The sequence below is a fragment of the Sphingomonas populi genome, assembly GCF_004208535.1.
Classification (GTDB): domain Bacteria; phylum Pseudomonadota; class Alphaproteobacteria; order Sphingomonadales; family Sphingomonadaceae; genus Sphingomonas; species Sphingomonas populi.
Genome location: NZ_SGIS01000003.1, coordinates 1 through 20922, shown reverse-complemented (window position 1 = coordinate 20922; position 20922 = coordinate 1). Strand labels below are relative to the sequence as shown.

Here is a 20922-nt window from a genome sequence, read left to right as displayed (position 1 = left end):
CCACGCTGAACATATCGTCAAACCGTGCAGACGATAAACGCCGCCCGCCGCCGCAATCGGCGGCGGGCGGTGCAGAGGCTTACACCTTGGCGGGAACGCCCGAGGCAGCGGCGACTTCGGCCGCGAAGTCGCTGACTTCCTTCTCGATGCCTTCGCCGAGCTGGAAGCGGACATAGTCCTTGAGCACGATTGCCGTGCCCGCCGTCTTGGCGGCGGCGGCGATGACGTCCTGAACCGGCGTCTTGCCGTCCATCACGAACGCCTGCGTGAGCAACGCGTTCTCGCGCAGGAACTTGTCGACAGGCCCGCGAATGATCTTCTCGGCGACCTCGGGCGGCTTGCCCGCGATCTTGTCGGCGTTCTTTTCCTTGGCGATCGCGGCTTCACGCTCGACGATGGCAGGATCGATCCCGTCGGCGTTCAGCGCCAGCGGGAAAGCAGCGGCGATGTGCATCGCGATCTGCTTGCCGAGCGGCTCGAGCACATCCGCGCCCGCTTCGCTTTCCAGCGCGACCAGCACGGCGATCTTGCCGAGGCCGGGCGCCTGCGCGTTGTGAATATAGGGAACGACTGCGCCGGCCGATACTTCGAGGCGCTTGGCGCGACGGATCGTCTGGTTCTCGCCGATCGTCGCGATGTTGGTGACCAAAGTCTCCTCGACGGTCTTTTCGCCGAGCGAGGTCGCCTTGATCGTATCGATATCGTCGCCCATTTCGAGAGCAACCGAGACGACATCGCGCACGAACGTCTGGAACTGGACGTTCTTCGCGACGAAATCGGTTTCCGAGTTCACCTCGACTGCGGCGCCCTTGGTGCCCGACACTTCGACGCCGACGAGACCCTCGGCAGCGGTGCGGCTCGATTTCTTGGCGGCGGCGGCGAGGCCCTTGGCGCGAAGCCAATCCATCGCAGCATCCGTATCGCCGGCAGCTTCGGTGAGCGCCTTCTTGCAATCCATCATGCCCGCGCCGCTCTTCTCGCGCAGGTCTTTCACCGCAGCGGCTGTGATCTCTGCCATGTCGATTTCCTCTTGGCTTTGCAGATATGGGTAAGGACGGGGAAGAGCTGCGCCCTACCCCGCCCATATGTCAGTTCAACGACGCTCAGGCGTCGAGCTGGCGCTCGGACTCGACAGCCATCTCGACTTCGGCCGCGACCGGCGGAACGTCGCCCGGCTCAGCGGCCGGCGTCTCGACGGTCAGCGCTTCCTCGACCGGCGGCTGCTCCATCGCGCCGAAATCGGTGCCGCGGCGGGTAGCCTGCTCATGGCCGCCACGCGTCGCGGCGATCGCCACGGCTTCGCAGTACAGGCGGATGGCGCGGCTCGCGTCATCGTTCGCCGGAACCGGGAAGGCGATGCCGTCAGGCGAGACGTTCGAATCGAGGATCGCCACGACCGGGATGCCGAGCGTGTTGGCCTCCTTGATCGCCAGCTCTTCCTTGTTCGCGTCGATCACGAACATCACGTCGGGAATGCCGCCCATGTCGCGGATGCCGCCGAGCGACAGTTCGAGCTTGTCCTTCTCGCGGGTGAGCTGGAGCACTTCCTTCTTGGTGAGGCCGTGCGTGTCGCCCGAAAGCTGCTCTTCGAGCGCCTTCATGCGCTTGATCGAGTTCGAGATCGTCTTCCAGTTGGTGAGCATGCCGCCCAGCCAGCGATGGTTGACGAAATGCTGGCCAGCGCGACGGGCTGCGTCCGCGACCGGCTCCTGCGCCTGGCGCTTGGTGCCGACGAACAGCACCTTGCCGCCAGCGGCGGTCGACGCGCTGATGAACTCGAGTGCGCGCGCGAGCAGCGGCACGGTCTGCGAAAGATCGAGGATGTGGACGCCGTTACGGTCGCCAAAGATGTAAGGCTTCATCTTCGGGTTCCAGCGGTGGGTCTGGTGGCCGAAGTGCGCGCCCGTTTCGAGCAATTGCTGCATGGAGACGACAGGTGCCGCCATAGGATAGTTCCTTTCCGGTTGTGCCTCTGGGAAGCGTGTGATCCGTCGGGGATACCCCGTGGACACCGGCTATGTGTGCTTCCCATGCGGTGTGAAGGCGGACCCGTTAGCCGAGCTTTCCGCGAAAATCAAGCTTGACGAATGGTACAAAGGTGGAACATACCATGTCTATCAGCGGTACATGGAACATCGCCGGGGCCCGAAGCTTTCTGATCTTCGACTTCGCGCGTAAACAGGAAGTTGAGCAATGGTCGCAGTTCTCGATTGCATGGTCTTCGCCGCGGCGTTCACGGCGGCCATCTGGGTTTTCGCTTTCACGCTCGTCCCGGCGCTGCCGCGGATCACCGCACTGCTGCGCGGTGAAGTCGAGATCGCGGCGTCCGATCCGTATTGTGTGGTCAGTGATCGCCGCGTGCGGGTTCGAGTGCAATCGGCACAGCGGGTCCGGCCGGCGTCGTTTCGCGAAGCCGCCTGACACGCCGATACGCGGTGATGCTGAACGGCAGCGTGGCGAGATAGCACACGCACAAGGCCGACAAGGTGTGCCACGGCGCTGAAATCAGCGCGGCCCCGAGCAGCACGACGACCGCGATCGCCTCGAAACGGATGTGATCGCGGAGTTTGAGTGATCCCCAGCTAAATGTCGCGACGCTGGAAACCATCAGGATCGCCATCAATGCGACCCAGGGCAGCACGATTGCCGGCGAGCGGAACCACGGTTGCCCGGTCCAGAACCAGAGATACATCGGCAACATCGCCAGCGCCGCGCCGGCCGGCGCGGGCGCTCCGGTCAAGAAGCCGGCGGATTTGTGCGGCTGGTCACGCAGGTCGATCGCGGCGTTGAAACGCGCGAGCCGCAACGCGCAGAACACCGCGAACACCATCGCGCACAGCCAGCCCACACGCGGCACGTCCTTGAGCGACCAGAGATAGAGGATCACTGCGGGCGATACCCCGAAAGAAATCGCGTCCGATAGCGAATCGAGTTCCGCGCCGAACCGGCTCTCGCCGCGCACCAGCCGCGCCACCGTGCCGTCGAGTCCGTCGAGGACGCTGGCGATCATGATCATCGTCACCGCCGCTTCCCAATCCGACGAGATCGCATAGCGGATGCCGGTCAGCCCGAAGCACAAGGCCAAAGCGGTGACGGCATTGGGTGCGACCGCGCGCAGCGGCAGGCCGCGTCGTGAGCGGCGGAGCGGGCGGCGCATTTTAACGAACTGCCCTGACCGTTACGATCACTGCGAAATTCCGGTCGCGACGATGCCGCCGACGCGGCCAAGCACCGTCTCACCGGCGATGCTGCGCTGGCCGAGCGCGACCTGACAGGCGCAATCCTCGGGCAGATACACATCGACACGGCTACCGAACCGAATCAGGCCGATCCGCTGCCCGCGCGCGACCATGTCGCCGGTCTTGACGAACGGCACGATCCGTCGTGCGACCAGTCCGGCGATCTGGGTGAAACCAATGCGTCGGCCGTCGCGGCCCTCGACGACGATATGCTGGCGCTCGTTCTCCTCGCTCGCCTTGTCGAGATCGGCGTTGAGGAACTTGCCGGAGATATAGACGACCTGGCGGATCGTCCCCGCGATCGGCGTGCGATTGATATGGACGTCGAACACCGACATGAAGATCGACACGCGCACCAGCGGCAACTCGCCCAGTTCCCCCGCGATCTCACGCGGCACCGACACGCGCTCGATCATCGTGATGAGGCCGTCGGCGGGCGCGATCACCAGCCCTTCGGCCTGCGGGGTTACGCGGATGGGATCGCGAAAGAACAAGGCGACCCACGCTGTCACCGCGATCATCGGCCAGGTCAGGATCGGCACCAACAACCACATCGCGAAGGTGAGCGCTGCCGCAATCAGCACATATTTCCGCCCCTCGGGGTGCATGTCGGCGAAACGCCATTTGACGGTGTAGGTGGTGATTTCGGGTTTTTCGAGAGAAGGCATGGCCGCAGACCTACGCCGCCGCGCCGGCCAACACAATCACCGCCGCATCATCCCGCAGTGGTTGATCCCGCGCCGGCTTGCTCCTAGACGCTGGCTCAAACTCCTCCTGCACAAGAGAGACATCAATGGCGAAGATCAAGGTGAAGACGCCCGTCGTGGAGATCGACGGCGACGAAATGACGCGGATCATCTGGCAGTGGATTCGCGAGCGGCTCATCCTCCCCTATCTCGACATCGATCTCGAATATTACGACCTCGGCGTCGAGAAGCGCGACGAGACCAACGACCAGATCACGATCGACAGCGCCAAGGCGATCCAGAAATACGGCGTCGGCGTGAAGTGCGCGACGATCACCCCGGACGAAGCGCGCGTCGAGGAATTCGGCCTCAAGCAGATGTGGAAATCGCCCAACGGCACGATCCGCAACATCCTCGGCGGCACGATCTTCCGCGAGCCGATCGTGATCTCGAACGTGCCGCGCCTGATTCCGGGCTGGACCAAGCCGATCGTGGTCGGCCGCCACGCCTTCGGCGACCAGTATCGCGCGACCGATTTCCTCGTCCCCGGCCCCGGCAAGCTGCGCCTTGTGTTCGACGGCGCAGATGGCACGAAGATCGACCGCGAAGTGTTCGATTTCCCGTCGCCCGGCGTCGCGCTGGCGATGTACAACCTCGACGATTCGATCCGCGATTTCGCGCGCGCCTCGATGCACTATGGCCTCAACCTCAAGTGGCCGGTGTACCTCTCGACCAAGAACACCATCCTCAAGGCTTATGACGGCCGCTTCAAGGATCTGTTCGCCGAGGTTTTCGAGACCGAATTCAAGGACAAGTTCAAGGAAGCGGGCATCACCTATGAGCACCGCCTGATCGACGACATGGTCGCCTCGGCGCTCAAGTGGAGCGGCGAATTCGTCTGGGCGTGCAAGAACTATGATGGCGACGTCCAGTCGGATCAGGTCGCGCAGGGCTTCGGTTCGCTCGGCCTGATGACCTCGGTGCTGCTGACGCCAGACGGCAAGACCGTCGAGGCCGAGGCCGCGCACGGCACCGTCACGCGCCACTTCCGCATGCACGAGCAGGGCAAGGCAACCTCGACCAACCCGATCGCGTCGATCTTCGCATGGACTCGCGGCCTGATCTATCGCGGCAAGTTCGATGGCACGCCCGAAGTCACCAAGTTCGCCGAAACGCTCGAGAAGGTCTGCATCGAGACCGTCGAAAGCGGCAAGATGACCAAGGATCTCGCGCTGCTGATCGGCCCCAACCAGGCATGGATGACCACCGAGCAGTTCTTCGAGGCGGTTCGTGTCAACCTCGAAGCCAAGATGGGCGACGTTCTCTCGGCGTAAAATCAGGCGTCAGCGGGGGCGATGCTCGGCAATATAGCCAAGCTCGCCCTTCGCTTTCGCATCGTTCGGATCGAGCGCGAGGGCCTTTTCGTAGACGGCCTTCGCCTCATCCCATTTGCCTTGTTCGACGAGCACATAGCCCTGACCACGTAACGCGCGGCTTTGTTCGAGGACGCGGGAACTCGCTTCGCCGATCATCGCGCTGTCATAGGCGTTGCGGTATAGTTCGAGCGCGCGCGGCCATTCGCGTGTCGCCTGATAATTAAAAGCCAATTCGTTCTGATAATGCGAGTTGGCCGGCGCCATCGCCACCGCCTTTTCCAGCACGGGGCGGCCATCGGCTACCCGACCCAACTCGACCAACACGTACCCTTTCATGAACAGAGCGTCGCACCATCCCGGCCCGATCGCGACGGCGTCGCGCCGATCCTTCGCCGCACCGACAAGATAGAACAACGTTTCCGTCGGCGCATGGGCGCAGTAAATGCGCCGTTTCTCCTTGGAGTAACGGCGCTCGAAACCGGCCAGTGCCGTTTCGAGCAGCGCAAGAGCATCACCGGCTTTGCCGTTGTGGAGTAATCCAGCGGCCCGTTCGACCTTGGCCTCCTCCGGCGCGTCGGACGGCCCCGCCGCGACAAGAGCCATAGCGATCAGTGTTGCGAACGCGGCCATCACTTCCCTCCCATCCAACGCCGGTGGTCGAGACGCATGATCGTTGCCAACAATCGTCCCCTCACGTCAGTCGGCGGCTGACAAACCCCTTCCGCGTTGGCTACACGATAGTCATGGCATTGGCGCTCGACAATAACGGACTGAGCGATACGCTCGTCATCCTCGGGGCGGCGGGTCTCGTGATCCCGACGTTCGCTCGGTTCCGTATCAGTCCGGTGATCGGGTTCATCCTGGTCGGCGTTCTGGTCGGTCCGGCTGGTCTCGGATCACTGGTGGGGAGCTACCCGTGGCTCTACTATATCACCATTTCCGACGCGCATTCGATCGAGCCGTTCGCCGAATTCGGCATCATCCTGTTGCTGTTCTCGATCGGGCTGGAGCTGTCGTTCAGGCGGCTCTGGGCGATGCGGGCGCAAGTGTTCGGCACCGGTGCGGCAGAGCTGATCGGGTCTGGCCTCATCATCGGAACCGCGCTGCATCTGCTCGGGCAGGAATGGCCAGGCGCGATCGGCCTCGGTTTCGCACTGGCGCTGTCCTCCACCGCGCTCGTGCTGCCGATCGCGGGCACGACCAGCGCGGTGGGTCGCTCCGCGTTCGCGATGCTGCTGTTCGAGGATCTCGCGCTGGTGCCGATCATCTTCGTGCTCGCCGCCTTCTCGCCAAACGCGACCGGCGGCGACTGGGCGTTCGTCGGCGTACTCGGACGTGGGCTGATAACCGTGGCCGTCATGTTTCTGGGTGGGCGATTCATCCTGCCGAAACTGTTCGCGCAGGCCGCGCGGACCAAAAGCCCCGAACTGTTCCTGGCCGCGTCACTGCTGATCGTGATCGTGGCGAGCCTCGCCACTGCTGCAGCGGGTCTGTCTCCCATTGTCGGTGCGCTGCTCGCCGGGTTGCTGATCGCCGAGACCGACTATCACAGCGAGGTCGAGGTGATGACCGCGCCGTTTAAGGGCCTGGCGCTCGGCGTGTTCCTGCTCACCGTCGGCATGAGCCTCGATCTGCGGCAGATCGCTGACAATTGGGGCGCGCTGCTGCTCGGCATCCTCGGCGTGATCGTCGTCAAGACCGTGGTGACGTTCGCCTTGCTCAAGCTCGGCGGCGTCAAATCGGGCATCGCCACGGAAACCGGCGTGCTGATGTCGAGTCCGTCGGAGACGACGTTGATCGTGCTCGGCACCGCCGCGCAGGCGGCGCTGATCGCGCCGTCCACCGCCGCCTATTGGCAAACCGTCACGGCGATCGGCCTCACCATCACCCCGTTGCTCGCCTGGGCAGGGCGGCGCGTGGCGGCGCAGATCGAACAACGCAGCGGTGGCCACGATACGCCAGACCTGATGATACCGCGCGATGGGCCAGGCACGGTCATCATCGGCTTCGGGCGGGTCGGCCGAATGGTGGCGGACATGCTCGCGAGACACAACCAGCCCTATGTCGCTGTCGAGGCTGATATCGATACGGTTACGGCGGCGCGGCGCGAAGGCTATCCGCTGATCTTCGGCGACGTGTCGCGACCCGAGTTGGTCGATCGCCTCAACCTCGGACGGGCCAAGGCACTGATCCTGACGATGGACGATCCGGTGCTGACGGTGCAGGTTACGCGGCGCGTGCGCGGCTGGGTGCCCGATCTGACGATCATCGCCCGCGCGCGCGATGTCGATCATGCCGCCGAGTTGTACCGCGCGGGCGTGACCGATGCGGTGCCTGAGACGCTGGAAAGCTCGCTTCAGCTCTCGGAAGCGGTGCTGACCGATCTCGGCGTGGCGGTCGGCCCGGTGATCGCTTCGATCCACGAAAAGCGCGACGAACTGCGTCAGGGAATCAAGCAGGCCGCCGATATGGAGCGGATGCCACGGATCAAACGGGTGCGCGTGAGCGAGGGATGATCCCTCACTCCCCCTGCATCAGCCAAACGTACCTGGAGCAACTGGGCGGAGGCTGACTCGAACTATTTGCGCCCGAACAGTTTCTCAATGTCGCCGTGCGCGAGCTTGATCCAGGTCGGCCGGCCGTGGTTGCACTGGCCCGAATGCGGGGTCACCTCCATCTCGCGAAGCAACGCGTTCATTTCGGCGACCGACAGCACCCGCCCGGCCCGGACTGATCCGTGGCACGCCATCGTCGCGGCGACATGGTCGAGCCGTTCCTTGAGGCTCAGCGCTTCGTCGAACGCGGCGAGTTCGTCGGCGATATCGGTGACGAGGCCGACGACATCGCCTTGCCCGAGCAATGCGGGTACGCCGCGTACCAGCATCGCGCGCGGGCCGAAGCGATCGAGGTCGAGGCCGAATTCGGCGAGTTCGGCGGCGCGGGCTTCGAGCCGGTCGCAGGCGGGTTCGTCGAGTTCAACCACTTCGGCGAGCAGCAGCGCCTGCGACGCGACCCCACCGCCCGCCATCGCCTTGCGCATCCGCTCCAGCACGAGCCGCTCGTGCGCGGCGTGCTGATCGACCAGCACCAGCCCGTCCTCGGCCTCGGCGACGATATAGGTGCGCGCGACCTGGCCACGCGCGACGCCGAGCGGATAGCGTTCGGTTTGCGGGGGTGGCTGATAGGCCGGTTCGGCGCGGGCCTGCGGGGGTGGCGCTGCGAAGGATGGGCGGCGGTCGTACACCGCATGGAGCGCGGGGGACGGCGCTTCGTACTGCCCCGCTCCCCGACCCTCTCCCCACAAGTGGGGAGAGGGCGTTGGTGGCGCGATCGGCTCGGATTTCCACAGCTCCAGCGCGGCGGCGTCGGGGCGTTGCGCGCTGCGATGCCCGGCTTCGTCGAGCGCGCGACGCAGACCGCTGACGATCAGGCCGCGCACCAGCGCCGGCTCGCGGAAACGCACTTCGGTCTTGGCGGGGTGAACGTTCACATCGACGAGATCGCCCGGCACCTGCAGGAACAGCGCCACCACCGCATGCCGATCGCGCGCGAGCAGTTCGGCATAGGCGCCGCGCACCGCGCCCGTGAGCAGGCGGTCCTTCACCGGACGCCCATTGACGAACAGATATTGATGGTCGGCGATGCCACGGTTGAAGGTCGGCAATCCGGCGATTCCGCCAAGCACGATGCCCTCGCGCTCCAGATCGACGCCGATGCCATTCTCGATCAACCCGCGATCGGTGAGCGCGGCCACGCGGTCGGGCAAGGTCTCGCTGGCGGCGACGGTCAGCACACGACGGCCGTCATGCTCAAGGCTGAAAGCGATATCAGGCCGCGCCATCGCGAGCCGCTTCACCACGTCGAGGCTGGCGGCATATTCCGACCGTGCCGAGCGCAGGAACTTGCGCCGCGCCGGCACGCGTTCGAACAGCGCCTCCACGCGGACACGCGTGCCGGGGGGAATCGCCGCCGGCCCCTCACCCACCAACGCACCGTTATCGACGATTCGCGACCAGCCTTCCGCGCCGGGCACCCTGCTTTCGAGCGAAAGCCGCGCGACACTCGCGATCGAGGGCAACGCCTCGCCGCGAAAACCCAACGTCGCAACGGCTTCGATCGCCCCATCGATTAACAGGCTGTCCGGCAGCTTCGACGTCGCATGCCGTTCCAGCGCGAGCGCCATGTCGGCGGGCGTCATGCCGCTGCCATCGTCGGTAACTTCGATGAGGTCTGTCCCGCCTGCGACGAGCCGAATGGAAATACGCGACGCATCGGCGTCGATCGCGTTTTCGACCAGTTCCTTGAGCGCGCTCGCCGGGCGTTCGACCACCTCGCCGGCAGCGATTCGATTGACCAGATGTTCGGGTAGGCGCCGTATTGACATGAGTCATGCTCTAGCCCAAGCGCAGCCATCCCGCGACCCGCATTCATCTCACGCGATCAGGGCGATAGCTCTGACGCACCGGCCATGAAGACGACGCTGGGAGTTGTGCGAATTGCCGCAACCTTGCTTTAGGGGCGGCTCAGAACGGAACGATCAATGGCCTTCTTCTCGCGTTTCTTCAAATTCATGTCGCACGACATGGCGATCGATCTCGGGACCGCGAACACCGTCGTCTATCTGCGCGGTCGCGGCATCGTCCTCAACGAACCGTCGGTGGTCGCCGTCGAGACGCTCAACGGCGTCAAGCGCGTGAAGGCGGTCGGCGACGACGCCAAGCTGATGATGGGCAAGACCCCCGACAGCATCCAGGCGATTCGCCCGCTGCGTGACGGCGTGATCGCCGACATCGATGTCGCCGAGCAGATGATCAAGCATTTCATCCACAAGGTCCACGGTGGCCAGCGGCGCTTCATGCGCTGGCCGCAGATCGTGATCTGCGTGCCGTCGGGCTCGACCTCGGTCGAACGCCGCGCGATCCGTGACGCGGCCTCAAATGCGGGCGCGAGCCAGGTCTGGCTGATCGAGGAGCCGATGGCGGCCGCGATCGGCGCCGACATGCCCGTCACCGAACCGATCGGTTCGATGGTCGTCGACATCGGCGGTGGCACCACCGAAGTCGCGGTCTTGTCGCTTCGTGGCCTCGCCTACACCACGTCGGTGCGCGTCGGCGGCGACAAGATGGACGAGGCGATCGTCTCCTACGTCCGCCGCAACCACAATCTGCTGATCGGCGATGCGACGGCGGAGCGGATCAAGCAGGAAGTCGGCGTCGCCAAGCCGCCGGCGGACGGCATCGGCCTGACGATCCACATCAAGGGCCGCGATCTCGTTAATGGCGTGCCCAAGGAAATTCAGATCAACCAGGGCCAGATCGCCGAGGCGCTCAGCGAGCCGGTCGGTACGATCGTCGAAGGCGTCCGCATCGCGCTCGAAAATACCGCGCCGGAACTGGCTGCCGATATCGTCGATCAGGGTATCGTCCTCACCGGCGGCGGCGCGCTGCTCAAGGGCATCGACGAGGTGCTGCGCGACGAGACCGGCCTGCCCGTCACCGTCGCCGACGATCCGCTGATCTGCGTCGCGCTCGGCACCGGCCGCGCGCTCGAAGACCCGGTGTTTCGCGGGGTCTTGCACAGCGCCTGATGTTTTTCGGATAGCGGTGTCGCGACGTGCGATACCGCTACCCAATATCATCGGCCCTGTGTACGGGGCGTCAGACTTCCAATTGCCCCGGAGCGGGCTTCGAACGAGGGATTGATGGCGCCGTCGAATAACCGGCGTCCGGGGTTTTCGCGCCGGGCGCAATATGGCGTTTTCGCAACCTATGTGTTCGCTGTGGCGGGTACGCTGGTCGGCGCGATCCTGCTCGCTTTGTCCTATTTCGATCCGAACACGTTCGGCGCGGCGCGCACCGCGATCGCCGAGGTGAGCGCGCCGGTGTCTTCGGTGCTCGCCTTCGTCGGCCGCTCGGTCGGCTCGGTGCCGACGGGCTTGAGCAGCTATATCGCGGTCCATGACCAGAATGCCGTCTTGCGCAAACAGATCGCCGACGAGCGCGCAATCACGATGCGCGCGCGCGCGATCAACTATGAGAACCGCCGTTTGAAGGGTCTGCTCGCACTGCGCGAGCGGGTCGGCGTGCCGGTGACCACCGCGCGGCTGGTGAGTTCCACCGCAGCGAGCACGCGACGCTTCGCTACGCTCAACGCCGGTGCATGGCAGGGCGTGGAACATGGTCAGCCCGTGCTCGGCCCCGAGGGGTTGATCGGCCAGGTGCTCGAATCCGGCCCAAACACCGCGCGCGTGCTGCTGCTGACCGATCCCGAAAGCTCGGTGCCGGTGCGGCGCACCCGCGACGGCCTCCCTGCGCTCGCCCAGGGGCGCGGCGACGGGTTGGTCGATATCCGCTCGGTCAGCAACGCCGCCGCGACTTTCGCGCCGGGCGAGGTGTTCGTCACCTCGGGCGCGGGCGGAATTTACCCGCCCAACATTCCGGTGGCGCGGGTTCTGCGCCACGGCCGTGACATCGTCCTCGCCGAAACCGCAGTACGGCCGAGCACGCTCGATTTCGCGCTGGTGCAGCGTGCCTATCTGCCGGCCCTCGCACCTGCCCCGACGCCGACGCCAGTGCCGACCCCCAAGGCGAAAAAGCCGTGAGATCGCCGCGCCGCCGCGGGCCCTTCGACGAGACCCCGGATTCAAGCGTCGGCCGGCTGCTGCCAGCGCTGTCGGTGATGGTCGGCTCCTGCGTCACCATCTGGCCGACGATCGCCTCCTTTCCATTTCTGCCACCCGTCGGGCTGCTAATGCTGCTCGCGTGGCGACTGAACCGGCGTGAGGCGATCCCGGTGTGGGCTCCCCTCGCGCTCGGGCTGTTCGATGATCTGGTGAGCGGTCAGCCGTTCGGACTCGGCATCACCACCTGGACGCTGTGCTTTTTCATGATCGATCTGATCGACGAGCGTCTGGTGTTCCGCGATTTTTGGCAAAATTGGCTGATCGCGGCGGGCGGCACCGCCTTCTACCTGATTTGCGGCCGCTTGGTCGCGGTGCCGTTCGGCACCCACGTCGATACCGTGCTGCTGCTCCAGGTGACCACCTCTGTGCTGCTGTTCCCGGTCATTTCCTTGCTTTGCGCCTGGCTCGATCGGGATTACGAACCGGCATGAGCCGCCCGCCGCGTATCGTCACCGAAGCTACGCAGACTTATAGCTTTTCTCGCCGCGCGCTGATGCTGGGCGCGGCGCAAGGTGGGGTCGCGCTGCTGCTGGCTGGCCGAATGACCTGGCTCGCGATCGCAGAGAACGCGCATTACAGCCTGTTGTCCGAAAGCAACCGCGTCAGCATGACGCGAATTCCACCGCGCCGCGGCTGGATCGTCGATCGTCACGGCGCGCCGATCGCCAACAATCGTACCGATTTTCGCGTCGATCTGATCCCCGATTTGCTTCAGGACAAGGAGAGAATCCTTGGCGAATTGCAGCGCTTGCTCGGCCTTCCGCCGGAGGAAATGACCCGGATCGCCGCCGATCTGAAGCACGCCGCCGGTTTTCAGCCTGTGCAGGTCGCCGACAATCTCGATTGGGAACGGTTCGCCGCAGTCAGCGTCCATTTGCCCGAACTGACCGGCGTCGCGCCGACGCGCGGGTTTGCGCGCAGCTATCCGGCAGGTGCGGCGGTGGCGCATCTCACCGGCTATGTCGGGGCGGCGTCGGCCGAACAATATCTCAAAACCAAAGACCCGCTGTTGCTCGTACCGGGTTTCAAACTCGGCAAGGATGGTCTTGAAAAGACACTGGAAAGTCAGTTACGCGGTCAGCCCGGCGCGAAGCGAGTCGAAGTCACCGCACGCGGCAAGCTGGTGCGCGAGCTCGCTACCCGCCCCGACACGCCCGGCCAGACGACCCGGTTGACGATCGACGCGGGACTACAGGAATATACGGCGCGGCGGCTCGGCACCAACTCGGGCTCTGCGGTAGTGATCGATTGCCTGACCGGCGAAATGCTCGCGATGGTGTCGATGCCGGCCTACGATCCAAACAATTTCTCCGACGGGATCAGCCATCTCGAATGGAAGATGCTGTCGGATAACGATCATGTTCCGTTGATGAACAAGGTGTTGCAGGGTCTTTATCCGCCCGGCTCTACGGTCAAGCCGATGAACGGGCTTGCGTTGCTTGCAGCCGGCGTCGATCCGGGCACGCGCGTCAATTGCTCGGGTGCGCTGCGCGTCGGCAACGGCGTATTCCACTGCCACAAGAAGCGCGGGCACGGGCCGCTCGATCTCAAGAACGCGATCATGCAGAGCTGCGACATCTATTTCTACGAGATGGCGCGCCGGGTCGGCTATGACGCGATCGCGCCGGTCGCGCGCGCGATGGGCCTGGGCCAGAAGTTCGACCTGCCCTTCGGCAGTCAGCGTTATGGCACCGTGCCAGATCCGGCATGGAAGCTACGGAAATATAAGGAACAATGGACCGTCGCCGATTCGCTCAATGCATCGATCGGCCAAGGGTATGTGCTCGCCAACCCGCTCCAGCTTGCGGTGATGGCATCGCGGCTCGCGTCGGGCAAAATTCTCCATCCCAGCATCCTTGCCGGTCACGCCACCGCCCCGGCCGACCTGTCGATTTCCGCCGAGCATTTCGCGGTGGTGCGCGATGCGATGTTCGGTGTGGTCAACGGTGGCGGCACCGGTGGCGCGGCCCGCATGCAGATTCCCGGCGTTGCGCTCGCCGGCAAGACCGGCACCGCGCAGGTCCGTCGTATTTCAATGGCCGAGCGCGCTGGCGGCGTGCTCAAGAATGCGTCGCTGCCGTTCAAGCTGCGCGACCATGCCCTGTTCATCGGCTTCGCGCCGGCCGACAAGCCACGCTATGCCACCGCCGTCGTGCTGGAACATGGCGGGCATACCGTGCGCAACCTCGATACGCCGGGGATCGGCCGCGACATCATGACGTACATGTTCGACCGCGACAAAGCGATGGCGACGCTCGCCGAACTCGAGCCGACTTGGGGCGGCGACATCCGCACGCGCATGGCTGCCGAGGCGACCGCCTATCGCGCCGCCGCCAACGCACCGCCCCCGGCGGTCGCGGTGCAGACCGAACTCAACGTCACCGCTCCGACCGAGGCCCCCGCCGTCAATGCCGCGACCGCCGCCGACGTCTCAACCGCCGAATCGGTCGCGCGCACCAATGCCGCCGGCAACAGCATCGCCGCCGACGGGACCACGGAGCGGGACCAATGAGTGCACGCGATTACGTCCCCAAAGCCGTCTCGCAACTGCCCTGGCTCATCATTCTGCTAACGCTGGCGATCGGCAGTTTCGATTTGCTCGTACTGTATTCGGCGGCTGGCGGTAGCATCCGCCCCTGGGCGCTGTCCCAAGGCGTCCGCTTCTTCGTGTTCCTGCTGGGTGCAATCGCATTGTCGCGCGTACCCGCGTCCGCCTTCGGCAAGGCCGCCCTGCCAGCTTATGGTGTGCTGGTCGTACTGCTGGTGCTGGTCGAACTGATCGGCGCGGTGCGCGGCGGCGGCCAGCGCTGGCTCGATCTCGGCATCATCCGCTTGCAGCCTTCCGAATTGATGAAGCTCGCGATCGTGCTGGCCGTCGCCAAATTCTACGATGGTCTGCCGGCGGGCGAGACGCGACGGTTCAGCGCGATCTGGCCGGCTGCGGCGCTGATCCTGCTGCCCGCCGCGCTGGTGATGAAGCAGCCCGATCTCGGCACGGCGTTGATGATCATGGCGAGCGGCATCACCGTGATGTTCCTGGCCGGCGTGCCGCTCAGGCTGTTCATCGGCGGTGCGCTGGCGGTGGGTATCGCGGTGCCGTTCGCGGTCAATTTCGTGCTGCACGGCTATCAGCGCAACCGCATCCTCGTGTTCCTCGATCCCGAAAGCGATCCGCTCGGCATCGGATACCACATCAGCCAGTCGAAGATCGCGATCGGATCGGGCGGGATTTTCGGCAAAGGCTTCCTCAACGGCACGCAAAGCCACCTCGATTATCTGCCCGAGGGCCACACCGATTTCGCGCTGGCGACGATGATGGAGGAATGGGGCCTGATCGGCGGCGTGCTGCTGATCGCCGCGTTCTTCACGATCATCTATTGGGGGATGAACGTCGCACAGCACGCCGAAAGCCGCTTCGCCCGGCTGACCGCCGCCGGGCTGGCAACCACGCTGTTCTTCTACGTTTCGATCAACATGGCGATGGTGATGGGCCTCGCCCCCGTGGTCGGCGTACCGCTGCCGCTGATCAGCTTTGGCGGCTCCGCGCAGATGACTGTCATGCTGTGTCTGGGCGTGTTGATGTCGATCGACCGGCAAAATCGCAAAACTGTGCGCTGGTAACGAAAAAGGGGTTGCATCCCGCCGCGCGGATGGTAACAGCGCACCTCCCGACGCGGTGGTGCTGCCAAGCATCTCCTACCGCTGCCGGAATGGACGCATAGCTCAGTTGGTAGAGCAGCTGACTCTTAATCAGCGGGTCCTTGGTTCGAGCCCAAGTGCGTCCACCATAACTTCCTTAAAGAAATCAACAAATTAGACGAGTGCCGCCAAGGCAGCACCGACCTAATTTTCATTTTAGGTCGGTTTTTAGGTCGGTTTTTTCGGAACACTTACCCCATGGTGTTCCCCGCCTAGCGGGAACTTCCTATTCTGCACCCTTACCGATTGGCTTGAGCTTAAACGGGCTGTCCGGTTATCGAACTGGCCTTTACAGGTCCGGCAGTCAAAGCGAACGCGGTACACCAGCCCGACGTCTGGATCTCGGATCGCTATGCCGGGCAGCAGGAACTGGGCAAGGCGCATCAGGTCTGCCTCGCTCACGTGCTGCGCGATGTCCAATATGTCATCGACTGCGGCGACACGATCTTCGCCCGAAAGTCCGCGATCACCTGCGATGGGCGGAGCCGGTTAAGGGTCCGGCGATGCTCAGCATCGTTGGAATACCGGCGTTGGGGATCCGGGTCGGCAAGCGACGACACGAACTCAAGTCCTCCGCCTTGGCATGCTACGCTGCCAGAGCTGACACCAGTCTCTCCACGCTGATACGCGCGCCGGTCGCGCATCCCGCCGGAGCGGCGCGGCGTTTCGACGAAGTAGGTGTCGCGCTGTTCGTGTCGACCCGTTCGATTCCCCGAAGCTCAGGACAGTCTTACGCCAACGCCTGTATTATTGCGCCACCGCGCTACGACGCTAAATCCATATTGAACTTCGCCTTTTTCTGCGTCTCTTAATCATCCCCAGCACGCGGGACGCTTGGCCCCGCCATTGAAGCGGGGATCAAGATGGGCGCAGAGGCAATCCGATCGGAAGCCATTGTCAGGGGCGCGCGAATGCTGCGCACGGCGATGGGCGCATCGATCGCGCGTTGGCTCGCCGAGCCCGCCGTGATCGAGGTCATGCTCAACCCCGATGGACGGCTTTGGGTCGATCGGCTCGGCGACGGTATCGCTGACAGCGGCGAGCGCCTGACGCCTGCGGATGGCGAGCGCATCATTCGTCTCGTTGCGCATCACGTCGGCGTCGAGGTCCATCCTCGCAGCCCGCGCGTATCGGCCGAGCTTCCGGAAACCGGGGAGCGGTTCGAGGGGCTATTGCCCCCAGTCGTCACCGCGCCAGCTTTCGCAATCCGCAAGCCCGCTGTCGCGGTCTTCACGCTCGAGGATTACGCGGAGGCCGGGATCATGTCGCTCCTTCAAGCTGCGGTCCTACGTGACGGCGTTGCCTCGCGCGCCAATATCCTTGTCGCCGGCGGCACCGGCTCCGGCAAGACGACGCTCACGAACGCTCTGCTGGCAGAGGTCGCCAAGACCAGCGACCGCGTCGTGCTGATCGAGGACACGCGCGAGCTCCAGTGTACGGCGCCGAACCTCGTGGCGATGCGGACCAAGGACGGCGTAGCTTCCCTGTCAGATCTGGTCCGCTCCAGCTTGCGCCTGCGCCCCGACCGCATCCCGATCGGCGAGGTGCGCGGCAGCGAAGCTCTCGACCTGCTGAAGGCATGGGGCACCGGCCATCCCGGCGGCGTCGGCACCATCCATGCCGGCAGCGCGATCGGCGCGCTCCGGCGGATGGAGCAACTCATCCAGGAGGCGGTGGTGACGGTGCCGCGTGCGCTGATCGCCGAGACCATCAATCTCGTCGCGGTGCTGGTGCGTGACGGCGCCGGGCGGCGGCTCTCGGAACTGGCGCGCATCGATGGCCTCGATGCTGCGACCGGCGACTACCGCCTGACCTTTCTTCCTTCCCCCGACCATGGAGATACCCAATGACCGCTGTCCTTCAGCGCCGTCTTCGGCACGCGTGCCACGCCACCCTCGCCCTGGCGCTGAGTCTGCCGCTGCTCGCCAATCCGGCTTATGCCTCGGGCTCGTCTATGCCCTGGGAAACCCCGCTCAACTCGATCCTCGAGTCGATCGAGGGGCCGGTGGCCAAGATCGTCGCGGTGATCATCATCATCACGACGGGCCTCAGCCTGGCCTTCGGCGAGACGTCGGGGGGCTTCCGCCGGCTGATCCAGATCGTGTTCGGCCTGTCGATCGCGTTCGCCGCCTCATCCTTCTTCCTCTCGTTCTTCTCGTTCGGCGGCGGAGCGCTGATCTGATGGAGGGCAGTGCCGACCTCGTGCCGGGCTATTACGCGCCGGTCCACCGTTCGCTCAGCGAGCCGATCCTGCTCGGCGGCGCGCCGCGCGCGGTGGCGATCCTCAACGGAACGCTCGCCGGCGCGATCGGCCTGGGCTTGCGGCTCTGGGTCGCGGGCCTCGCGATCTGGGCGATCGGGCACATGCTCGGCGTCTGGGCAGCACGGCGCGACGCCCGGTTCGTCGACGTCGCCCGCCGGCACCTTCGCTATCCGACATGGGTGCGGCCATGATGTCTTTGCGCGAATATCGCGGGCACGCGGCCTGTCTCGCCGATTTTCTGCCTTGGGCCGCGCTCGCCGCACCGGGCGTCGTGCTGAACAAGGACGGACCAGCGGACTTTGGTGCTCATCCACCTCAACGCAGGCCCAGTCCAGCGGACGCTGAAGATCGCATCGCCGGAGATCGGCGTGCGCGACATCTTCGTCACCGACGCAACCCATCAGGCAAGCCGTATCGCGATGACAGGCGGAAACGTGGTGCAGGCCGGGCCAGGTTCAATCACGACGGTGATCGCGGCGGTGGTTCGACCGCCGCGCCATCGCTGAGCCGAGGACTCGATCAACATTCCGAACGCGTGTTGGATGTGCGTGACGAGCGCGGCGGCGTGCTAACGCAAAAAGCCCTCTTCGGAGAAAGAGAGCTTTTGATAAAGTAGTGTATTTGCTTAGTTTTGTGGTTGCCGGGACCCGCTTCCATCTTAACTTGCAGCATCGCACATCGGCGAGCGACACAAATTTCTATTACACTATACCCTCCCCTGAACTGTTCCCGGGACTGTTTTCAACGCTTGCGTAAGCAGCGCCCGAGCCAGTCTGGATATCAGCCGTGACATTCATTCCGGGTCCTAAGGACACAACCGAGTCGCCGCGGTTGATGGTTGTCTTCAGCAGGGTAACTCGTGCCAAATAGACCAACCCGAACTTACGATCTTCCACGGCGTCGCTACTGATCTAGCTAATCCGACCCGGGATCGTACCATGACGGGTAAACGGAAATGCCTCAAGCTTGACGGCAGCAGGTTGACCCACGCGGACAAAGCCGGCGTCCTTGTTCAACACCTTGACCTCAACGCTCAGTGCGCCCCGCGGTACGACCACCATGAGCGTACGAACCGGCTCGACCACACCGCCAACCGTGTGAACAGCGAGCTGCTGCACGCTGCCGTCTACCGGTGACACCAGTCGCTGCAACTTGGAGCGCCGCCGGGCCTTAGTAAGTTCCTCTCGCCGGATGATCACTTCGTTCTGTGCCTTGGCAAGATCGGCGAGTGCTTGCTGCCGCGCCTGTTCCCGGGTCTGGGTAACCGACTGCCCGAGCTTGCGAGCGTCGGATAAGCCGCGGGCTTGCTGAGCGGCGGCAACGTCACGATCGCCTTTTTCGGCGCGCCGCTGCCGCTGAAGTTCCAGCAACCTGAGACCAGGAGCATAGCCCTTTGCCGCGAGCCCGTCCATGGCATCGACCTCGCGGTCGAGCACCGGCAAGGTCTCGTTGTACTTGCGGATTTGCTCTGCGGCTGCGCGCGCCTCGGCGAGGGAGGATTGACGGGCGGCTGCCATGCTGGCGGTCGCCGCCATGTTTTCCGCCACCTGCGCCGCTATAAGACGGCGCTGCGTTTCCGCCACTTCCGGAGACGTTCCGGCAGGGGCGTTGAAGGTGATTGCCTGGCCTCCAAGCGCATCCGCGATAGCTCGATCACGAGCCGCGTCGATCTCAGCGGCGAGAAGCGCCTTCTGAGCTTGGGCTTCGTCGGCGGTCGACACGGTAGGATCGAGATCGATCAACGCTTGACCGCGACGAACCACTTCACCGTCGCGTACGTAGATCCGACGCACGACGCCCGTGTTGGAAGCCTGCACCAGCTTGACCGCGTCGGTGGGCAGGATCTTGCCCTGCGCCGAAGCCACCACGTCCACGCGCCCGAAAACCAGCCAAGCGATGGTGGCGACGAGGCCCGCCATCAGAATCCAAAGCGTTATGCGCCCCGTCGGAGATACGGGTCGCTCTATCACCTCCAGTGCTGCTGGCAGGAACTCCGGATCGCTGAAACGGCGCTTCTGCCCGGATCGGTCCCGGTCGTCCTTTAGCGCCTGCCGCAGCACGCGCCAGTGATGGCCCAAACTGCTCATGCCGCACCCCCGTGAGAGACACCCATCTGCCGCCGATGAAGATCAGCATAGCGTCCCTGGCGGCGTAACAGCTCGTCATGCGTGCCAGCTTCCACGATCCGCCCTGCTTCCAGGGCAACAATGCGGTCGCACTGACGTATCGCTGACAGCCGGTGCGCGATGATGATGACGATCCGTCCCCGCGCCATCGCCTTGAGGTTCGTCTGGATGATCTCCTCGCTCTCGGCATCAAGCGCCGAGGTCGCCTCGTCGAGGATGAGAATGCGCGGATCTCCGACGAGGGCGCGCGCGATCCGATACCCACATCCGCATGGATGCGGACCAGGTCGAGCGCATCATCCGTCTCGTCGCATCGCATGCCCGCGCCGAAGTGCATAGCGACGCGCCCATCGTGTCAGCAGAACTGCCGCCGCATATCGAGGGACGCGCTGGCGAACGGTTCGAAGGCGTGCTCCCGCCCGTATCGACTGCGCCCTGCTTCTCGATCCGCAAGCCCGCCGAGCGGCTGTACAGCCTCGACGACTATGTGACCGATAGCATCATGGGCCAAGCGGCGGCAGATCGGCTGAAGGCCTGCGTCACGCAGCGCTACAATATCCTGATCGCCGGCGGCACGAGTTCCGGCAAGACGACGCTCGCCAACGCCCTGCTCGCCGAAATGGACTGGGTCGACGAGCGCGTGATCCTGATCGAGGATACGCGCGAACTGCAAAGCCCGGCGGCCGACACGGTGGCACTGCGCACGCGCCCGGGCGTCGTGACAATGGCCGATCTCGTCCGCTCGACGCTGCGCCTGCGTCCCGATCGCATCATCGTCGGCGAGGTGCGCGGTCCCGAAGCACTCGACATGCTGAAGGCCTGGAACACCGGCCATCCCGGCGGCATCGCCA

The 20922-nt window shown here is 64.6% G+C and carries 18 protein-coding genes, 1 tRNA gene and 3 pseudogenes; 14 read left to right on the top strand and 8 right to left on the bottom strand.

The window, feature by feature from the left end:
* Positions 1–79 precede the first annotated feature (79 nt).
* The 4 genes from tsf to EWE75_RS02650 form a co-directional block, all read right to left on the bottom strand.
* Positions 80–1018, bottom strand: coding sequence for a translation elongation factor Ts (gene tsf, locus EWE75_RS02665; RefSeq protein WP_130155157.1), 939 nt, complete (start codon positions 1016–1018; stop codon positions 80–82).
* Positions 1019–1103: 85 nt separating this feature from the next.
* Entirely contained in the window at positions 1104–1946 is an 843-nt protein-coding gene (gene rpsB / locus EWE75_RS02660; protein WP_130155156.1) for a 30S ribosomal protein S2, read from the bottom strand.
* Between the two features lie 398 nt (positions 1947–2344).
* Positions 2345–3157, bottom strand: coding sequence for a CDP-alcohol phosphatidyltransferase family protein (locus EWE75_RS02655; RefSeq protein WP_130155155.1), 813 nt, complete (start codon positions 3155–3157; stop codon positions 2345–2347).
* 27 nt (positions 3158–3184) lie between these two features.
* Positions 3185–3907 carry a phosphatidylserine decarboxylase gene (locus EWE75_RS02650; protein WP_130155154.1) on the bottom strand — a complete coding sequence of 241 codons (723 nt, stop codon included), beginning with the start codon at positions 3905–3907 and terminating at the stop codon, positions 3185–3187.
* Between the two features lie 125 nt (positions 3908–4032).
* Here EWE75_RS02650 and EWE75_RS02645 point away from each other — a divergent pair, with 125 nt between their 5' ends.
* Positions 4033–5259: an NADP-dependent isocitrate dehydrogenase gene (locus EWE75_RS02645; protein WP_130155153.1), complete on the top strand. Its 1227-nt coding sequence runs from the start codon at positions 4033–4035 to the stop codon at positions 5257–5259.
* Positions 5260–5268: 9 nt separating this feature from the next.
* Here the strand turns inward: EWE75_RS02645 and EWE75_RS02640 are convergent, their stop codons facing one another.
* Complete coding sequence (locus EWE75_RS02640) at positions 5269–5931, bottom strand: tetratricopeptide repeat protein (RefSeq protein ID WP_130155152.1); 663 nt, start codon at positions 5929–5931, stop codon at positions 5269–5271.
* Between the two features lie 113 nt (positions 5932–6044).
* Here EWE75_RS02640 and EWE75_RS02635 point away from each other — a divergent pair, with 113 nt between their 5' ends.
* Entirely contained in the window at positions 6045–7817 is a 1773-nt protein-coding gene (locus EWE75_RS02635) for a cation:proton antiporter domain-containing protein (RefSeq protein WP_130155151.1), read from the top strand.
* A gap of 62 nt (positions 7818–7879) precedes the next feature.
* Here EWE75_RS02635 and mutL read toward each other — a convergent pair whose 3' ends face one another.
* Positions 7880–9685, bottom strand: coding sequence for a DNA mismatch repair endonuclease MutL (gene mutL, locus EWE75_RS02630; protein WP_130155150.1), 1806 nt, complete (start codon positions 9683–9685; stop codon positions 7880–7882).
* Between the two features lie 156 nt (positions 9686–9841).
* On the opposite strand from mutL, the gene EWE75_RS02625 reads away from it, so the two are divergent.
* The 11 genes and pseudogenes from EWE75_RS02625 to EWE75_RS24890 all read left to right on the top strand — a co-directional run bounded on the left by EWE75_RS02625 (position 9842) and on the right by EWE75_RS24890 (position 18451).
* Positions 9842–10888 (top strand): rod shape-determining protein, encoded by a 1047-nt coding sequence (locus EWE75_RS02625; RefSeq protein WP_069205666.1) that lies wholly within the window; start codon positions 9842–9844, stop codon positions 10886–10888.
* Positions 10889–11002: 114 nt separating this feature from the next.
* Complete coding sequence (locus EWE75_RS02620; protein WP_130155149.1) at positions 11003–11902, top strand: rod shape-determining protein MreC; 900 nt, start codon at positions 11003–11005, stop codon at positions 11900–11902.
* On the top strand, positions 11899–12414 hold the full coding sequence (locus tag EWE75_RS02615; protein WP_130155148.1) for a rod shape-determining protein MreD: 516 nt from the start codon (positions 11899–11901) through the stop codon (positions 12412–12414). Before EWE75_RS02620 ends, EWE75_RS02615 begins: the two co-directional genes overlap by 4 nt.
* Positions 12411–14495, top strand: a complete 2085-nt coding sequence (gene mrdA, locus EWE75_RS02610; protein ID WP_130155147.1) for a penicillin-binding protein 2 — start codon at positions 12411–12413, stop codon at positions 14493–14495. Before EWE75_RS02615 ends, mrdA begins: the two co-directional genes overlap by 4 nt.
* Positions 14492–15604 (top strand): rod shape-determining protein RodA, encoded by a 1113-nt coding sequence (rodA, locus tag EWE75_RS02605; protein WP_130155146.1) that lies wholly within the window; start codon positions 14492–14494, stop codon positions 15602–15604. The genes mrdA and rodA overlap by 4 nt, the downstream gene beginning before the upstream one ends.
* A gap of 91 nt (positions 15605–15695) precedes the next feature.
* Positions 15696–15771, top strand: a tRNA-Lys gene (locus tag EWE75_RS02600).
* Positions 15772–16003: 232 nt separating this feature from the next.
* Positions 16004–16335: pseudogene (locus EWE75_RS02595) on the top strand (hypothetical protein); the annotation flags it as partial.
* Between the two features lie 210 nt (positions 16336–16545).
* The gene (gene trbB, locus EWE75_RS02590; RefSeq protein WP_130155145.1) at positions 16546–17532 is read left to right on the top strand and encodes a P-type conjugative transfer ATPase TrbB; all 987 of its coding nucleotides are present in this window, start codon (positions 16546–16548) and stop codon (positions 17530–17532) included.
* A complete protein-coding gene (locus EWE75_RS02585) occupies positions 17529–17864 on the top strand; it encodes a TrbC/VirB2 family type IV secretion system protein (RefSeq protein ID WP_130155144.1) in 336 nt (111 codons plus the stop codon). Before trbB ends, EWE75_RS02585 begins: the two co-directional genes overlap by 4 nt.
* Positions 17864–18136 (top strand): VirB3 family type IV secretion system protein, encoded by a 273-nt coding sequence (locus EWE75_RS02580; protein ID WP_130155143.1) that lies wholly within the window; start codon positions 17864–17866, stop codon positions 18134–18136. Before EWE75_RS02585 ends, EWE75_RS02580 begins: the two co-directional genes overlap by 1 nt.
* A 108-nt stretch (positions 18137–18244) precedes the next feature.
* Positions 18245–18451: a hypothetical protein gene (locus EWE75_RS24890; protein ID WP_165388248.1), complete on the top strand. Its 207-nt coding sequence runs from the start codon at positions 18245–18247 to the stop codon at positions 18449–18451.
* A 405-nt stretch (positions 18452–18856) separates the two neighbouring features.
* On the opposite strand, the gene EWE75_RS02570 is transcribed toward EWE75_RS24890, so the two are convergent.
* Positions 18857–20032, bottom strand: coding sequence for an HlyD family type I secretion periplasmic adaptor subunit (locus tag EWE75_RS02570; RefSeq protein ID WP_130155142.1), 1176 nt, complete (start codon positions 20030–20032; stop codon positions 18857–18859).
* Positions 20029–20325: pseudogene (locus tag EWE75_RS25445) on the bottom strand (type I secretion system permease/ATPase); the annotation flags it as partial. The pseudogene EWE75_RS25445 and the gene EWE75_RS02570, both read right to left, overlap by 4 nt.
* On the opposite strand from EWE75_RS25445, the pseudogene EWE75_RS02560 reads away from it, so the two are divergent.
* Positions 20307–20922, top strand: a pseudogene (locus tag EWE75_RS02560) (ATPase, T2SS/T4P/T4SS family); the annotation flags it as partial. The pseudogenes EWE75_RS25445 and EWE75_RS02560 overlap by 19 nt on opposite strands.

What these genes read in the sequence shown, in the direction of transcription:
- EWE75_RS02650 (WP_130155154.1), bottom strand. Translation starts at nt 3,907, where the DNA reads ATGCCTTCTCTCGAAAAACCCGAAATCACCACCTACACCGTCAAATGG.
- EWE75_RS02640 (WP_130155152.1), bottom strand. Translation starts at nt 5,931, where the DNA reads ATGGCCGCGTTCGCAACACTGATCGCTATGGCTCTTGTCGCGGCGGGG.
- rpsB (WP_130155156.1), bottom strand. Translation starts at nt 1,946, where the DNA reads ATGGCGGCACCTGTCGTCTCCATGCAGCAATTGCTCGAAACGGGCGCG.
- rodA (WP_130155146.1), top strand. Translation starts at nt 14,492, where the DNA reads ATGAGTGCACGCGATTACGTCCCCAAAGCCGTCTCGCAACTGCCCTGG.
- mrdA (WP_130155147.1), top strand. Translation starts at nt 12,411, where the DNA reads ATGAGCCGCCCGCCGCGTATCGTCACCGAAGCTACGCAGACTTATAGC.
- EWE75_RS02580 (WP_130155143.1), top strand. Translation starts at nt 17,864, where the DNA reads ATGGAGGGCAGTGCCGACCTCGTGCCGGGCTATTACGCGCCGGTCCAC.
- EWE75_RS02655 (WP_130155155.1), bottom strand. Translation starts at nt 3,157, where the DNA reads ATGCGCCGCCCGCTCCGCCGCTCACGACGCGGCCTGCCGCTGCGCGCG.
- EWE75_RS02645 (WP_130155153.1), top strand. Translation starts at nt 4,033, where the DNA reads ATGGCGAAGATCAAGGTGAAGACGCCCGTCGTGGAGATCGACGGCGAC.
- tsf (WP_130155157.1), bottom strand. Translation starts at nt 1,018, where the DNA reads ATGGCAGAGATCACAGCCGCTGCGGTGAAAGACCTGCGCGAGAAGAGC.
- EWE75_RS02635 (WP_130155151.1), top strand. Translation starts at nt 6,045, where the DNA reads ATGGCATTGGCGCTCGACAATAACGGACTGAGCGATACGCTCGTCATC.
- EWE75_RS02620 (WP_130155149.1), top strand. Translation starts at nt 11,003, where the DNA reads ATGGCGCCGTCGAATAACCGGCGTCCGGGGTTTTCGCGCCGGGCGCAA.
- EWE75_RS02585 (WP_130155144.1), top strand. Translation starts at nt 17,529, where the DNA reads ATGACCGCTGTCCTTCAGCGCCGTCTTCGGCACGCGTGCCACGCCACC.
- EWE75_RS02625 (WP_069205666.1), top strand. Translation starts at nt 9,842, where the DNA reads ATGGCCTTCTTCTCGCGTTTCTTCAAATTCATGTCGCACGACATGGCG.
- EWE75_RS02570 (WP_130155142.1), bottom strand. Translation starts at nt 20,032, where the DNA reads ATGAGCAGTTTGGGCCATCACTGGCGCGTGCTGCGGCAGGCGCTAAAG.
- trbB (WP_130155145.1), top strand. Translation starts at nt 16,546, where the DNA reads ATGGGCGCAGAGGCAATCCGATCGGAAGCCATTGTCAGGGGCGCGCGA.
- mutL (WP_130155150.1), bottom strand. Translation starts at nt 9,685, where the DNA reads ATGTCAATACGGCGCCTACCCGAACATCTGGTCAATCGAATCGCTGCC.